Below are 15,820 nucleotides of genomic sequence, written 5' to 3'. Positions count from 1 at the left end.
AACGATTGAAACGCTCAGAGCCTACGTTCAGAGTCAGTCAACGCCAGATTGATCTTTAAAGCCCTGCGGGCTTTTCGCCTTATATCCCCGCCCGCACTGGCCGAGGGTTTACGGCGTTTTTCGCTAAAAAGCATTAAATTTTATTGTTCATAAACTCAACATTCGCGTTGAGTTTGTCGAATTTTACCTACATCTTATTAGCCGATACCCATTACGATACAAGGTTGCTCCGCTCAGCAATGTATCCAACACATAATAAAGGACGCTTTATATGACTAATCCGTTACTCGTTCCATCAGGTTTACCAAAATTTTCTTCTATTAAACCAGAACATGTTGTTCCCGCTGTGAAAGAAGTGATTGCCAATTATCGCCAAACTGTCGAAAAAATATTGGCCGAGAATACTGTTTTTACCTGGGATAATCTGTGTCAACCCTTGGCCGAAGCCGGTGATAAGCAGTCCCGTGCATGGTCACCTGTCAATCATCTGAATTCGGTGAAAAACAGTCCAGAATTACGCGCCGTCTATGAAGAAAGTTTGCCATTACTGTCCGAATTCAGTACCTGGCTAGGTCAACACAAGGGGTTATATCAAGCGTATAAGTCATTACGTGAGAGTGCTGAATTTGAGAAACTCTCTCAACCTCAACGCAAAGCTGTCGAAAATTCACTGCGTGATTTTAAATTATCAGGTATTGGTCTGCCGGAAGAGAAGCAGAAACGCTATGGCGAGATTAGTGCCCGTTTGTCGGATTTAAGTTCGCAATTCAACAATAATGTGCTTGATGCCACTATGGGCTGGACCAAGTTAATTACTGACGTGAAGGATCTGTCTGGTCTGCCTGAAAGTGCGATTGCCGCCGCTAAAGCCCAAGCAGAAGCCAAAGGGCAAAAAGGCTGGTTACTGACTTTAGAAGCACCAAGTTACCAGCCAGTTATCACCTATGCAGATAACCGCGAACTGCGTCAGGAAATTTATTATGCCTACAATACCCGCGCATCCGAACAGGGACCAAATGCAGGTAAGTGGGATAACAGCGAAGTGATCGCCGAAATTCTTGCGCTGCGTCACGAACAAGCTCAATTGCTTGGTTTTAAAAATTATGCTGAACAATCCCTTGCTACCAAAATGGCAAAAAATCCTAAGGAAGTATTGGATTTTCTGAATGATTTGACAAAACGTGCTCATCCACAAGGCGAAGAAGAGGTAGATGAATTAAAAGGTTTTGCTAAATGGCATCATTGTGCCCACAAGCTAGAAGCTTGGGATATGACTTATTATGGCGAGAAACAAAAACAGTACGAGTTCTCTATCAATGATGAGCAGTTACGTCCTTATTTCCCTGAACAAAAAGCTGTTGAAGGGCTATTCGAGGTTGTTCGTCGTATCTATGGTATTACTGCCAAAGAACGCCATGATGTAGAAACCTGGCACCCAGATGTCCGTTTCTTTGATCTGTATGATGACACCAATGAGTTGCGCGGTAGCTTCTATATGGATCTATACGCACGTGAGAATAAACGTGGTGGCGCCTGGATGGATGAGTGTATCAGCAGAATGCGTCGTTCCAACGGCGAACTGCAAAAGCCTGTCGCTTATCTGAACTGCAACTTCAACAGACCTGTTGGCGATAAACCAGCGCTGTTCACTCACAGTGAAGTCAACACGCTGTTCCACGAGTTCGGTCACTGTCTACATCATATGTTGACCCAGATTGAAACCGCCGGCGTTTCCGGTATTGGTGGTGTACCGTGGGATGCGGTAGAAATGCCAAGCCAGTTCATGGAGAACTGGTGTTGGGAACCAGAAGCACTGGCATTTATCTCTGGTCACTACGAAACTCAAGAACCGCTACCACAATCCATGTTGGATAACCTTTTAGCCGCGAAAAACTATCAGGCTGCTATGCGGATCTTACGTCAGCTTGAGTTTGGTCAGTTCGATTTCCGTCTACATGTTGAGTATGATCCAAAGAAAGGTGCTCAGACCATGAAGACCTTAAAGGAAGTGAAGAAATTGGTCTCCGTAGTGCCTTCACCTGAATGGGGTCGTTTCCCTCACTCATTCACCCACGTCTTTTCCGGTGGGTATGCCGCTGGCTACTACAGTTATCTATGGGCTGATGTGTTGGCAGCCGATGCTTACTCCCGTTTTGAGGAAGAAGGCATTTTTAACCGCGAAACCGGGCAATCTTTCCTTGATAACATTTTGTCCCGTGGCGGTTCAGAAGAGCCAATGGAGCTGTTCAAACGCTTCCGTGGCCGTGAACCAAAACTGGATGCAATGCTGCGCAAGGCCGGTATTAAAGGATAATTTAAGGTGGGTATCTGTTTAATCTGTGAACAAGGCGCTGATAACAGCGCCTTATCTCAACGAGTGGAGCGCTGGGGGTTGGTACATGATGAAAACGCTATTATGGCGTTGGTTCTTACCCCTCAACGCCTTGAACTTCGCAAACTGGATGAGCCAAAGCTAGGTGGTATCTATGTCGATTTTATATCAGGTACCATGGCACATCGCCGCCGCTTTGGTGGCGGTCGCGGCGAAGCAGTCGCTAAAGCCATAGGGATCAAAAAAGATTATCTGCCGACAGTTGTGGATGCTACCGCAGGTCTGGGGCGAGATGCCTTTGTATTGGCATCATTGGGTTGCCATGTAAGGATGCTGGAACGCCATCCTGTAGTCGCGGCATTGCTGGATGATGGGCTGCAACGCGGTTATCAGGATGCAGAAATTGGTGGCTGGTTGCAAGAACGTATGACTCTGCTCCATGCCTCGAGCATTACAGCGCTGGCCGATATTACGCCACAGCCTGATGTCGTTTATCTCGATCCTATGTATCCACACAAGCAAAAAAGTGCATTGGTGAAAAAAGAGATGCGAGTGTTTCAGTCTCTGGTTGGCGCTGATGAAGATGCTGATAATTTATTATCCCCTGCTCGCGCTTTAGCAAAACGTCGTGTAGTAGTAAAACGGCCTGATTATGCAGAGCCTTTAGCTGGAATAGCTGCATCAGCAGCTATCACTACGAAAAACCACCGTTTTGATATTTATCCTTGCTGAAAAGTCAGCCGCATATTGCGGCTGATATCTTCAATTCACAAAATGCCTTGGGCAAGCATGGCATCGGCAACTTTTACAAATCCAGCAATATTCGCCCCCTGAACATAATTGGTCTGTTTGTTCTCGCCACCATACTCAACACAAGCGTGATGAATATCTAGCATGATGTGATGCAAACGTGCATCCACTTTCTCAGCCTTCCAGCCTAAACGTGCTGCGTTTTGTGCCATTTCCAAGCCAGACGTTGCCACCCCCCCCGCGTTAGCGGCTTTACCTGGCGCAAACAACACACCCGCTTCAATAAAGGCTTCAGTCGCTGAAATGGTTGCAGGCATATTTGCCCCTTCAGCAACAGCTTTAACGCCATTCTTGATAAGCACTTTGGCCGCATCCAGATCCAACTCATTCTGAGTGGCACATGGCAAAGCAATATCAACTGGCACAGACCAAGGTTGTAACCCCTTTAAGAAAGTCAGTCCCCGTTCTTTGGCATACTCTTCCACACGACCATAGTGTTGGTTTTTAATTTCTTCCAGATGAGCCAATTTCTCCAGCGTGAACCCCTCCTCATCAACCACTGTACCGCCTGAATCAGAAGCAGTAACCACTTTCGCACCCAATGCCATGCATTTTTCGATCGTATATTGTGCAACATTGCCTGCACCGGAAACCGATACACGCATACCTTCAAAGCCCATACCATGGCGTTTCAACATGGCATTGGTGAAATAAACCAGACCATAACCGGTTGCTTCCGGGCGAATCAAACTACCGCCGAAAGAGAGACCTTTGCCAGTGAATACACAAGCCGTATTATTAGAGAGCTTTTTCATCATCCCTGACATAAAGGCCACTTCACGGCCACCCACACCAATATCACCCGCCGGAACATCGGTATCTGGTCCCAGATGGCGATACAATTCTGTCATTAACGCCTGACAAAATCGCATCACTTCGCCCTGACTTTTTCCTTTAGGATCAAAATCTGAACCCCCTTTACCCCCACCCATTGGTAAGGTTGTCAGTGCATTTTTCAATGTTTGTTCAAAGCCAAGGAATTTCAGAATAGAAAGGTTCACCGATGGATGAAAACGCATACCACCTTTATATGGACCAATGGCCGAGTTGAACTGTACACGCCATGCACGGTTTACCTGAACCTTGCCCTGATCATCTACCCAACAAACCCGGAACTGAATAACCCTTTCCGGTTCTACCATACGTTCCAGTAAGCTTTGTTCTCGATATTTTGGGTTTTGTTCAAGGAACGACCAAAGTGAGGTGAAAACTTCCCGGACAGCTTGGAGATATTCGGGTTGATACTCATCCCTGCGCTGAATTGATCCAAGAAATGAAGACAAAGATAGTAAACAGCTCATTTAACCCTTCCTTTTTTACTTCAGTTGTGATGTCTCCCCCACCATTTTCTGATAATTATTTTTGTCGAAAATGTGAGGTAAGTTGTGTTTGCTCTTTGAATATATCACTGTTCTATATTCATCTTTCAAGAAGTTTTTTTACAGAATGGTAAAAAAAATTTCTTGATGGCACTGGGAACAAACCAAACTACACCTCATCTCATCAAAAAAAATACCTGCATAAGCAGGCATTTTAACCGAATAATTTTTCAATTTGTGGTTATTCATCATCACGCAGAGGAACAATCAACATATCAACATGAACAGTGTTAATTAACTGACGAGCAGAAGACATTAGTTTGCTCCAAAAATCCTGATGATGCCCACAAACAACCAGATCTATGTCATATTTTTTAATTGCATCAACCAATACTTGGCCCAGATCACCGCTACCACTCAAAGTTTCCTGAATGTCATAATCTGACTCTGTGGAAAGCTCTTTTAACGCATTGCGGGTTTCATCAGTAATACGTTGCTGCATGTCACCGAGATTAACGTCAATCAAACCGGTGTAGAGATCAGAATAGTTAACATCAACATGGATCAAGGAAACTTTAGCATTGTACGGTTTTGCCATGGAAACAGCTTTTTGCACCAACACCTGACTTTCCGGGGATAAATCAACCGCAACAAGAATATGTTTGTAAGCCATAAGCGAACTCCTTCCATAATGCTAATTAATGAGTTGGCAGGGAAAATTGCCACTATCCTATGTTTATTACTGTTTAGAATGTCCTGAAAGTGTTGTTTCGATCACAACTCATCGTATTTAGCTATCGAACAAAGAACATTCACCCAACAACATATACCACAATCGCTATTCCTGCCACTTGATGGAGAACAAAATCAGACTCTGGTTTTATGGTCTTTCTTGTCCACCTTATGTCTTTCCATTCTCAAATAGCATTTCTTACGTGAAATCCTAATAATCTGAGGTAGATATTACTGATACGGCTCGCAAACAGGAACAGGACATCTCCAATTAATCTGTGTTCATTCACTAAATCATTACTTATCCATCTGATTTTACTAATTTTAAAAACATTATTTAAATTCTTATATGCTAGTGTTAATTTTTTCTTCAACAAGGGTAAAATAATTATTTTATTTTTATAATATTTCAATAAGTTAACAAAAAATAAAGAAAGCTTAATTTTTAATGTTAAAATATCATTGACATTAAAAAATATTAAGGATAAAAAGGAGAAATGGTCAATATTATTCATATTATAATATATGGAAAATAGATGACCATTGTTAGCCTGATAATCATTTGATATAGATTAATTAACGAAATTAATTAATATGTAATTTGTCATCTATATATACCCAATAGATTTCAAGATGGATCGCGACGGCAAGGGAGCGAATCCCCGAGAGCATAGATAACGATGTGACCGGGGTGAGAGAGTGCAGCCAACAAAGAGGCAACTTGAAAGATAACAGGTATATATCGATATATAAATACAGATCTCCTATACGGATTAAAGAATCGCGGAATAAAAATGATGAGTATAGAAGAAATCATTATTGAGATTGTTAGCGATATAAGTACTGCATATGGATATATGAGGAGTAATTAATGGGGTTTCTCTATATATTATTATCTTTGATAATACTAAGACCTACATATGTTTTCATAAAAAAGCTTTTAATATCAGATAATATCTATCATCATCTTTATGCTATAATATTACCATTATCTCTATCTGCTTTTCATCTTTATGTTTTTCATTTTGATTTTATCCCTTTACTAAATATAGACACAACAAATGATGATTTTTTACATTATGCTTCATTTGTCCTTGCGTATTCATGTTGTATCCCATATATCATTGCTCGTCGTAAACAGAATACATGAATTATAAATAAGATAATTATCTAAGCATAACTATACCCAATAGATTTCAAGTTGCAGGGCGGTGGCAAGTGAACGCATCCCCGGGATGCATAGATAACAATGTGACTGGGGTAAATGAACGCAGCCAACAAAGCAGCAGCTTGAAAGATGAAGGGTATAGAATTATGAACGCTAGTGATTTTTATCATGACAAGGAAGTTCAAAAAGCTTTAGGGATAATTATTACAAATCCATATAGATTAATGGACATTATAAAAGGAGGAAGTTTTGAAGCCATAAATGATTTTCCTGACAAAAATATTAAAAAAGAAGTCGAAGATATAATAAATAAAAACCATAAGAATATGTTGATTATCAGCAATATATTAGATGAAAGATTGCTAAATAACGTTAAACGCTATATACCATTATTAAATATGAAATTAAAAAATTCTCTATTAAATGAATTTTGGATTCATTATAGAAAACAAAAAAAAGAATACAGAAACAACACAGCTCAGTACGCGTTTGATCTTTTATTATCAATGCCTCATGAAACTGAATTATGGAGTCTTTTAAATATTGATTGTAAAAATATATTTGAATATGAAAAAAACATATTACATGTATCTTTAGGGCTAATAGATAATGAGTTAAATTCCATATGTAAAGGAGAAAAAAACAATCAGTATAATTTACTTTATTTATCCCAACCTATTATTATAAACTTACCTCCCCATATTATAAGAAAAATACATGATTTGAGAAATAATAAAACAGAGAAAATTAAACATAATTCCTATGATGATGAGCATTGCAGTGAGGTTAAAATACTAATTTATAAATCATGGAAAAATAAAAAAGTCCATACATTAAGAATAGATAATAAAACATCTATTTTCATTGAAAATTCAAGTAAATATTTTTTTAATCTTCCATTTATTAATGATATTATGAAAGAATTAGAATTTCATAAAGAACACAATAATACAATCCATTTAATAAACAAATTAAAAATATACGGGGTGATTAATAATGATTTTAAATGATATTATGATAAGAAAAATGTCTGACAAATTACCCTCCGGTGTCGGCATTAACTTCCGCCATGAAATTATGAACGATTTATTATTAAATTTAAACTCTTTCGATTTTATAGAAATAATAACAGATTTATTTTTCGTGACTAATACTATTCCTGATGCTATGGCTAACTTATTGAAAATAAAACCATGTGTTTTTCATAGTCTAAAAACTTCATTAGGTTCAGCTGAAGCACTTGATGAAAGTTATATAGAAAACACCATAAATTGTATTAACAAATGGAAACCTTATTGGTTCAGTGACCATTTATCATACATAAAAATATCTGATATTGATGCTAATCAACTTTTACCTATACGACGTAACAAGAAGAATTTAGATTTAATTGTAGAAAAAATAAAATATATAAAAAGAAAAACAAATTTGCCTTTTCTGATAGAAAATATAACATATTACTTTAACATGGGTGATGACGAGTTCACAGAATCCGAATTCATCAATAATATACTAAACGAAACAAGTTGTGGATTATTATTAGATCTTAATAACCTCTATTTGAATTCCAAAAATCATAATTTTGATCCCTATCAATTTTTAAGTGAAATTGATTTATCATATGTTTATGAAATACATATTGCTGGCGGTTTTCTACGTGACGGCCTCTATATAGATAGTCACGCCCATAGTATCTCTCAACCAGTATGGGAACTTTTAGAATTCACCTGTTCAGAAATCACCCCGAATGGAATAGTTTTAGAACGAGACGCTAATTTTGATATGAAGGATATTTTATTCACTTTAGAAAAGGCTAAAAATATTTTATCCTCTAGTCCATATTATCTTGATCTTAATAACAACGCTTCATGGGAGTGTAGAATATAAACTTTAAACATCAATTTTATATACCTTTACGTAATACTATATAAGTTAGATATTTATCTATGTGAATCATCTTTGATATTCCCACAGGCAAAAGGTGGATGAATATCATAATATTGAGTAGTATTTTTTGTTAATAAATGATAGATCCACTGTTTAGAATTCATCAGCAAAAAACAATAAATAAATTGCAATTAAACCTTATAACCTTAAGTATATTGAATTAAATGTTATGCCCGTTATCTTTCAAGTTGCTTCTTTGTTGGCTGCACTCACTCACCCCGGTCACATAGTTCTCTACGACATAGTTATCTATGCTCCCGGGGATTCGCTCCCTTGCCGCCGCGATCCATCTTGAAATCCATTGGGTATATACTGACATTATGAAATAGTTAATGATATTTTTAATCCATTTCTTTGTATTCTTTTACAACTCCAAAATTAAATTGAACTTTTAAATGATTTACACATCTAATGTATTGTCACGTTTAGTCGTATCAAGAAAATATTGATTTTATATTATCAGGTGATTATGAAGATGATTGAAATAATTAATATTAATAAGAGCTTTAGTAATAATAAAATAATTAGCAATGCTAGTTACAAATTTCCATCAAATGGTTTAGTCCGTATTGATGGTATTAATGGATCTGGCAAATCAACTCTCTTAAGTATCTTAGCGGGTATAATTAAACCTGATTCTGGTAAGATTATCTATAAAGAAAAAAAATTATATGTCCCTGAAAAATGTCCTATATATGGTTTTATTAAAGGATATGAGTATATAAATTTAATTGAATCATTGCAACCTTGCTCTCCTCAAACAAAAAATGATCTAATCAACGGCTTCAAATTACGTGAATTTATGAATGTTAGGTTTTCTGACATGTCATTAGGTACCGCTAAGAAATTTATGTTGGTAACAGCTCTCATGTATTTAGATATTCTTCTCGTGTTGGACGAACCCACTAATGGATTAGATCAAGATTCAATTAAATATCTTATTTCAATTCTTATGAAAATTAAAGATCGTAATTTAATTATCTTTGCCTCTCATGATTTGAAATTCAATAATATTATTGATCCAAATACTATCTCTATAACCTACTTCAAGAGATAAATTATGAACAAACCAATAAAGAACGCCTCTTCAGAAAATAACCTATTCTGTGCACCATATGTGTCTTTCCTAAAAACCATTCAAGGAGAAACTTTATTATCATGGATTATATATAAAAACGGAAAAACACTTCAAGAATGGTTTTCAATTGAAGATAATAAAACAAAATTTTTATACAGCTCAGAAAAAATTTCTTTCAACAATGCTTTCGTTACTCATTCATCTTATCTTATTTATAGCAATAGTAACAACTGATATGCTAATATTGCATGGACGAGAAGATGAAGTAGCGCCTTGGGAACAATCAGTTAAATTTACTATTGGTCACCAAAATAGAAAATTAGTTACCATTGAGAACGAAGGTCATATATTTAATTTTGGGAACTCATGGAATATATGTCGTCGTGAAATATTAGATTTTGTTGATAATATTAAACAATAACCGCGTTGCATTTTTTTACGATAAAGTTGAGGTGAAACAGATGTTTAGTATATATAAAATTATATCATGGAGAATAATGTATTATATTAATAATACATTTAATTTATTAAAGAAAAGAGTGTTATTTTTTTTACTTATATTGTTAATGATTTCTCCTATGGCAGTCCCATTTATTTCACAAATGAGATTGTTATCAATACCAATAATGTCATTTCTTTCAATGAGGGAATTATATAGCTCCCTTATTTATTGGTCATTAATTGTAGGTATTTTTGTGTTTTGGATAGGAGCGCAAAAAAAATCTATAATGAGTAATGACAGCGATCTATTTTTAAAAACTTTGCCTTTAAAGAGAAATGCGCGTAGATTAGTTGATTATATTACATATCTTATAATTGATATTCCTTTGTTATTACCTTTCCTTTCTAGCCTTTTTTTCAGAGATTACACTAATGAATCATTATCTTCTTCAATAGAAACTAATGTATTAATTATCGCAATTTTGCTTTTATTAGTTTCATTGCAAATTTTATTCTTAAAGTCTATATTAATGGGATTTATTTTATTTATTATATCCTTATCTATACCTTTATTGTTATATAATTATTACCCCTTATTATTTCTTTGTTTATTTTTAATTTTTTCATCTTTATATTTATCGGATAATTTCAGGATAAATTTCTCTATTCTTAAAAAAGACAAAAAAACACACTCTATAAAAAACTCTTCTTTCTTTAAAAACATCACCTTTATATTATTAAAATTCATATTTAGTCCTGATTATTCATTTAGATTAATAGCTAAACTCTTAATATCTTTTTTTTCAATTATAATTGTTCTTTTCTTTAATGAAAAATATATTTCTTTCAATGAATTTACATATCTTATTGTTCTTTCTTATCTGATGCTTTCTCTTAATATAATAAGCTCTGCATCATATTTTGATGTAATAATGAAAGACTTTTTCCTTTACCTAACCTCAATTGGTATCACTAATCAATATTTATATCTAACTAGAATTTTCTGGCTTACTATTTTAATGTTTGTTTTTTTTGTCCCTGTAAGTATATTTTTGTCTTTAATAAATATCCATCATTCTCTTTGTCTATTTTTGTTGTCATTATTTTTTGTTTTTATTATAGACAGGATCAATTCTGTGAAAAAATACTTAGTCATAACAAATGTATTTTCTTGGTCGCTATATGTTTTCCTTATACACCAAGTCTTAGTTAATTAATTTTTCTTTATTGTGGATTATGTTAATAATCTTTCTTCAGGCGTATTTGATGGAATAATTATGCTTCTCCACTTCCACCAAAAAATGTTCATAAATGTTTCAACTCTAACCGTGTGATTCTGACAGGAGTCACTTCTGATAAGCCCTTCAATCCTATTCAAATGCATATTATCACAAATACAATCGAATTTTCCCTGATGTCCAGAGTCCTGCTCAGAAAGCCTGGAGGATGGATTGCCCTTTCCACGCTCACTACCAGCAGGCCATCACTTGAAAGGCTTAAAGCTTCTGACTATTACTACAATCACCACGACTTAACCGCCACTCTAAAGAAAGACAATAACTTTGCTCCAAAGAAGGTTTTTTTGTACTATCTGACTATCTTTCCTACAATAAATATAAGACGTCGCCGCCTGCAATTTTGATTTTTTCCTTTTGTGACAGCTTTGGCTAACCATTCTAAGGAGGGGATTATGTTCAGTACAATTGCGCTGTTTTGGGCGCTGTGTCTTGTCTGCATTATGAATATGATGCGCTACTTCTCTTCGCTGCGGGCATTGCTGTCTATTCTTCGCCAGTCCGATCCCTTGCTTTACCAATCAGTAGACGGTAACGGTTTTTTTACTACTCATGGACAGCTCAATAAGCAGATTCGGTTAGTGCGCTATATCAATTCACAACGTTATCTTGACCATCATGATCCAGAAGTGGTGCTTCGCTGTGAAAGGCTGAGGAAGCAATTTATTCTGACAAGTGCACTGAGTGGGTTAGTTGTTGTTTGCCTTATTTCTATGTTGATTTGGTACTAAAACAAAAGGCGGTGTAGTTAACCCATACCGCCTTTCAATTATCCGTTGAACAATTAAATCAATTTCAAAGCGAACCAGTAGAGAGTACCGGACAGCGCGATTGAAACTGGCAATGTCAGTATCCAGGCCAACATGATGTTCTTGATTGTTTTACCCTGAACACCACCACCATCAACCAACATCGTACCTGCAACCGCAGAAGACAATACCTGTGTAGTAGAAACCGGCATCCCGGTATAACTCGCAACACCGATTGAAACAGCCGCAGTCATCTGAGCTGAAACACCCTGCGCGTAGGTCATGCCTTTCTTACCAATCTTCTCACCAATAGTCACCGCAACACGTTTCCAGCCAACCAAAGTGCCCAGAGACAGAGCCAGTGCTACCGCAATGATGATCCAGACCGGTGCATACTCAACAGTATGTAATAAGTCTTTACGCAGTTTATTCAGGAAACGAGCATCTTCACCACTGGTTTCCGGCAGTTTAGCCACAGATTCCGCAGTATCAGCAATACACATCAACATACGGCGCATATTGTTACGCTGTTCAGGATTCAGCTCACTGTAACTCTGAATGCCCTTCAATATGCTTTCTGTATGATTAAGAACAACTACGGCACGGGTGCTATCACAATGGAATCTCCCTTCCGGTTCATTCTTAACAACAGCTACCGATGGCGTCAGCTCAATGGCATGAGATAACGCTGTGCCATGCTGCTGATAATATTGTTGCAGGTGAGTAACAGCATCGTAAGTACGGGCAATGTCATAACCATTAGCATTCATGTTTACGACAAATCCCGCCGGAGCGACGCCAATCAACACCAGCATAATCAAACCAATACCTTTCTGACCATCATTCGCCCCATGTGAGAAGCTTACTCCCACCGCAGACAGAATTAGCGCAGTGCGCGTCCAGAAAGGTGGCTTACGCTTACCATCTTTCTTTTCGCGTTCAGCAGGCGTCAGATGAATACGTTTGCGTTTCTTGGTTCCACTCCAATAATGACGCAGCAGAAATACCATTGCCCCAGCGATAATCAATCCAATTAAAGGAGAGAGGATCAGCGACAGGAAAATCTGTATCATCTTCGGCACATTCAACGCATCAACCACAGAAGAGCTGGTCACAATGGCATTAGTCAAACCAATACCAATGATGGAACCAATCAGGGTATGAGAGCTGGAAGCAGGTAAACCGAAATACCAAGTACCAAGGTTCCAGACAATCGCAGCCAGCAACATGGAAAACACCATAGCAAGACCATGAGCAGAACTGACATTGAGGAGAAGATCGGTAGGGAGTAAATGTACAATCGCGTAGGCGACACTTAATCCACCAAGAAGAACACCGAAAAAGTTAAATACCCCAGCCATGACGACAGCAAACTGTGCTCGCATAGCACGGGTATAAATAACTGTTGCTACCGCATTCGCGGTATCATGAAAGCCATTAATGGCTTCATAAAACAGCACAAACAGCAGTGCCAGTACTAACATGAGGCTGGTGTGAAAATCCAGGCCAGTAAAAAGATGTAGCATAAACGTTAAGCCAGTTAGTTGGACATGAACGCGGCGCATTATCAGTGACAAATGCTAGCGGGGAAAGTGAAATATGAACTTTTTTTGATTTCATGACAACCAGACAACAATAAGAAATAGGAATATATTTTATATATCATACACTTATATATATTTTGAAAAATTGACAATTTTAAGACAAAAAAAAAGTTTACCTGACAAATTCAGGTTATATGGAGCTTTTTCTCTGTAAATTTATCAAAAATGCAACATGTTAGGGGAAATTCCCCACTAAATTATTCAGTTATAAAGAGAAAAATAGTGGAAAGATTTGATGCAATTATTATTGGCGCCGGTGCAGCTGGTCTGTTTTGCGCAGCTCAGGCCGGGCAACTCGGTTTACGGGTGCTGGTTCTGGACAACGGTAAAAAAGCCGGACGTAAAATTTTGATGTCCGGTGGTGGGCGTTGTAACTTCACTAATATGTATACAGAACCATCGGCTTATCTTTCTGCTAATCCTCATTTCTGTAAGTCTGCACTGGCCCGCTATACACAATGGGATTTTATCGAACTGGTTCAGCGTCATGGTATTGCCTACCACGAAAAAACCTTGGGGCAGCTTTTTTGTGATGATTCTGCCCAACAGATAGTTGATATGTTGCTAAAAGAGTGTGAAGCCAGTCAAGTTACTATCCGTCTGCGCAGTGACGTCAGCCACGTAGAAAAAAAGGAGCAGGATTTCGTTATCACCGTTAATGGAAAAGAAGTAAGTACCCGCTCACTCGTCATTGCTTCCGGTGGATTATCTATGCCAGGGCTTGGCGCTACCCCTTTTGGTTATCAGATTGCAGAGCAGTTTGGTCTGAAAATCTTACCAACCCGCGCCGCTCTCGTCCCTTTTACTCTGCATAAGCCACTACTGGAACAACTCCATGTGCTTTCCGGTGTATCTGTTCCCGCTATTGTCACCGCAGAAGATGGCTCTCTGTTCAAAGAAAATATCCTGTTTACCCACCGAGGGCTTTCTGGCCCGGCAATTTTACAAATTTCCAGTTACTGGCAGCCCGGAGAGTTTGTGAGTATTAACTTACTTCCAGATATTGATTTGGCAACTTTTCTAGAACAAGAACAAAGTTCTCACCCAAATCAAAGTGTAAAAAATTCTTTGGCAAAATTATTACCGAAGCGGCTAACAGAATGCCTGCAAACGCTCAGCCAGCTCCCGGATATCTCGCTTAAACAACTTAACTCAGCTCAGCAAAGGCAGCTAGTAACCAACCTTCAATCATGGCAAGTGCAACCCAACAGCACTGAAGGTTATCGCACCGCCGAAGTGACAATGGGCGGCATTGATACTCACCAGCTTTCATCTAAAACGATGGAGGCTAATCAAGTAAAAGGACTCTATTTTATTGGTGAAGTGGTAGACGTCACTGGCTGGCTTGGTGGCTACAATTTTCAATGGGCATGGAGTTCCGCCTGGGCATGTGCGCAGGCGTTGTGACAATCTCGATGCTTGTTTAGTACAGGGACATAGTATCTGTCTTGCACTTTAAACCGTGTGGAGTGATTCGTCCCATCTGTACTGGTGCCCTGCTGTTGGCACAGACCGGACTGCTGAAGCAGCGTCGGGTGACAACCCACTGGGCATGTACCGAACTGCTCGCAATGCGTTTTCCCGAAATCACTGTTGAACCAGATGTGCTCTACATGGCTGACGGTTCTCTGAGAACGGCTGTGGGGGTGACCCCCTCTGTTTACAGAAAAATATTCATACAAACACAGCAGACCGGTACAAATGAAGAAAACTGAGGGCCAGACATGGGACCCTGAGCCGGAATCGCGGAAAATAATGAAGCTTAAATTGCGCCGTCTATACTTAATTATGTGAATTATTACCCAATAAAGTAAAAATAATAAGAAAATTAAATTATTCAACAAAAAACAAATCAAACAGGAAAAATAAAGACTATATTCAATGTAATTACTATGGTATGAAAATGAAAGACCCTGTAAATAATTCTGTGCATTTGCCCTTTAATTAAATAGTTGGTCGATACCCCTTGTTCCTTTAAACTACTTAACAAACGACAATCATCATAATTTTTTCAGATTTATTAGCAGTTCATGATTTTATTTTCAATCACCTCTATACCCAATAGATTTCAAGATGCATCGCGACGGCAAGGGAGCGAATCCCCGGGAGCATAGATAACTATGTGACTGGGGTGAGTGAGTGCAGCCAACAAAGAGGCAACTTGAAAGATAACAGGTATAAAATACAATAAACAAGTCCTAATATTGAACTTTATAATAATAATATTCAATCACGATACTATTTTAATTTTATAATTTGACAATAACTCTATCATTAGTTATTAATTTAATTAAGCAATGATAAGACAATGACTTAATTATTTATACCCAATAGATTTCAAATTG

At 37.7% G+C, this 15,820-nt stretch carries 13 protein-coding genes; 10 read left to right on the top strand and 3 right to left on the bottom strand.

Translation table 11 applies throughout. The features are described from left to right. The first annotated feature begins 271 nt into the window (after nt 1-271). Both prlC and rsmJ read left to right on the top strand, forming a co-directional pair. Complete coding sequence (gene prlC / locus EAE89_RS17445) at nt 272-2,314, top strand: oligopeptidase A (protein ID WP_149617441.1); 2,043 nt, start codon at nt 272-274, stop codon at nt 2,312-2,314. A gap of 6 nt (nt 2,315-2,320) precedes the next feature. Continuing rightward, the gene (gene rsmJ, locus EAE89_RS17440) at nt 2,321-3,064 is read left to right on the top strand and encodes a 16S rRNA (guanine(1516)-N(2))-methyltransferase RsmJ (RefSeq protein ID WP_054478768.1); all 744 of its coding nucleotides are present in this window, start codon (nt 2,321-2,323) and stop codon (nt 3,062-3,064) included. A 35-nt stretch (nt 3,065-3,099) separates the two neighbouring features. On the opposite strand, the gene gdhA is transcribed toward rsmJ, so the two are convergent. Next, nucleotides 3,100-4,443 carry an NADP-specific glutamate dehydrogenase gene (gene gdhA, locus EAE89_RS17435; RefSeq protein WP_054478766.1) on the bottom strand — a complete coding sequence of 448 codons (1,344 nt, stop codon included), beginning with the start codon at nt 4,441-4,443 and terminating at the stop codon, nt 3,100-3,102. Between the two features lie 259 nt (nt 4,444-4,702). Next, nucleotides 4,703-5,134 carry a universal stress protein UspA gene (uspA, locus tag EAE89_RS17430; protein WP_054478764.1) on the bottom strand — a complete coding sequence of 144 codons (432 nt, stop codon included), beginning with the start codon at nt 5,132-5,134 and terminating at the stop codon, nt 4,703-4,705. 1,277 nt (nt 5,135-6,411) lie between these two features. On the opposite strand from uspA, the gene EAE89_RS17425 reads away from it, so the two are divergent. The 6 genes from EAE89_RS17425 (at nt 6,412) to uspB (ending at nt 11,853) form a co-directional block, all read left to right on the top strand. Next, nucleotides 6,412-7,371 (top strand): hypothetical protein, encoded by a 960-nt coding sequence (locus EAE89_RS17425; RefSeq protein WP_214086311.1) that lies wholly within the window; start codon nt 6,412-6,414, stop codon nt 7,369-7,371. Beyond that, nucleotides 7,358-8,248: a multinuclear nonheme iron-dependent oxidase gene (locus EAE89_RS17420; RefSeq protein WP_149617442.1), complete on the top strand. Its 891-nt coding sequence runs from the start codon at nt 7,358-7,360 to the stop codon at nt 8,246-8,248. The genes EAE89_RS17425 and EAE89_RS17420 overlap by 14 nt, the downstream gene beginning before the upstream one ends. Before the next feature lie 535 nt (nt 8,249-8,783). After that, on the top strand, nt 8,784-9,365 hold the full coding sequence (locus EAE89_RS17415) for an ATP-binding cassette domain-containing protein (RefSeq protein ID WP_054478751.1): 582 nt from the start codon (nt 8,784-8,786) through the stop codon (nt 9,363-9,365). A 148-nt stretch (nt 9,366-9,513) separates the two neighbouring features. Further along, the gene (locus EAE89_RS17410; RefSeq protein ID WP_214086310.1) at nt 9,514-9,807 is read left to right on the top strand and encodes an alpha/beta hydrolase; all 294 of its coding nucleotides are present in this window, start codon (nt 9,514-9,516) and stop codon (nt 9,805-9,807) included. Nucleotides 9,808-9,847: 40 nt separating this feature from the next. Then, nucleotides 9,848-11,044: a hypothetical protein gene (locus EAE89_RS17405; protein WP_214086309.1), complete on the top strand. Its 1,197-nt coding sequence runs from the start codon at nt 9,848-9,850 to the stop codon at nt 11,042-11,044. A gap of 473 nt (nt 11,045-11,517) precedes the next feature. Then, nucleotides 11,518-11,853: a universal stress protein UspB gene (gene uspB, locus EAE89_RS17400; protein ID WP_166308230.1), complete on the top strand. Its 336-nt coding sequence runs from the start codon at nt 11,518-11,520 to the stop codon at nt 11,851-11,853. Between the two features lie 53 nt (nt 11,854-11,906). Here the strand turns inward: uspB and pitA are convergent, their stop codons facing one another. Then, nucleotides 11,907-13,397, bottom strand: a complete 1,491-nt coding sequence (gene pitA, locus EAE89_RS17395; protein ID WP_054478744.1) for an inorganic phosphate transporter PitA — start codon at nt 13,395-13,397, stop codon at nt 11,907-11,909. A gap of 300 nt (nt 13,398-13,697) precedes the next feature. Here pitA and EAE89_RS17390 point away from each other — a divergent pair, with 300 nt between their 5' ends. Both EAE89_RS17390 and EAE89_RS17385 read left to right on the top strand, forming a co-directional pair. Next, the gene (locus tag EAE89_RS17390; protein WP_214086308.1) at nt 13,698-14,882 is read left to right on the top strand and encodes a BaiN/RdsA family NAD(P)/FAD-dependent oxidoreductase; all 1,185 of its coding nucleotides are present in this window, start codon (nt 13,698-13,700) and stop codon (nt 14,880-14,882) included. Nucleotides 14,883-14,944: 62 nt separating this feature from the next. Next, a complete protein-coding gene (locus EAE89_RS17385) occupies nt 14,945-15,190 on the top strand; it encodes a DJ-1/PfpI family protein (RefSeq protein WP_422615517.1) in 246 nt (81 codons plus the stop codon). Nucleotides 15,191-15,820 lie beyond the last annotated feature (630 nt).

It is taken from the genome of Photorhabdus heterorhabditis (assembly GCF_018448905.1).
Lineage (GTDB): Bacteria > Pseudomonadota > Gammaproteobacteria > Enterobacterales > Enterobacteriaceae > Photorhabdus > Photorhabdus heterorhabditis.
This window is presented reverse-complemented; position numbering and strand designations above follow the sequence as displayed.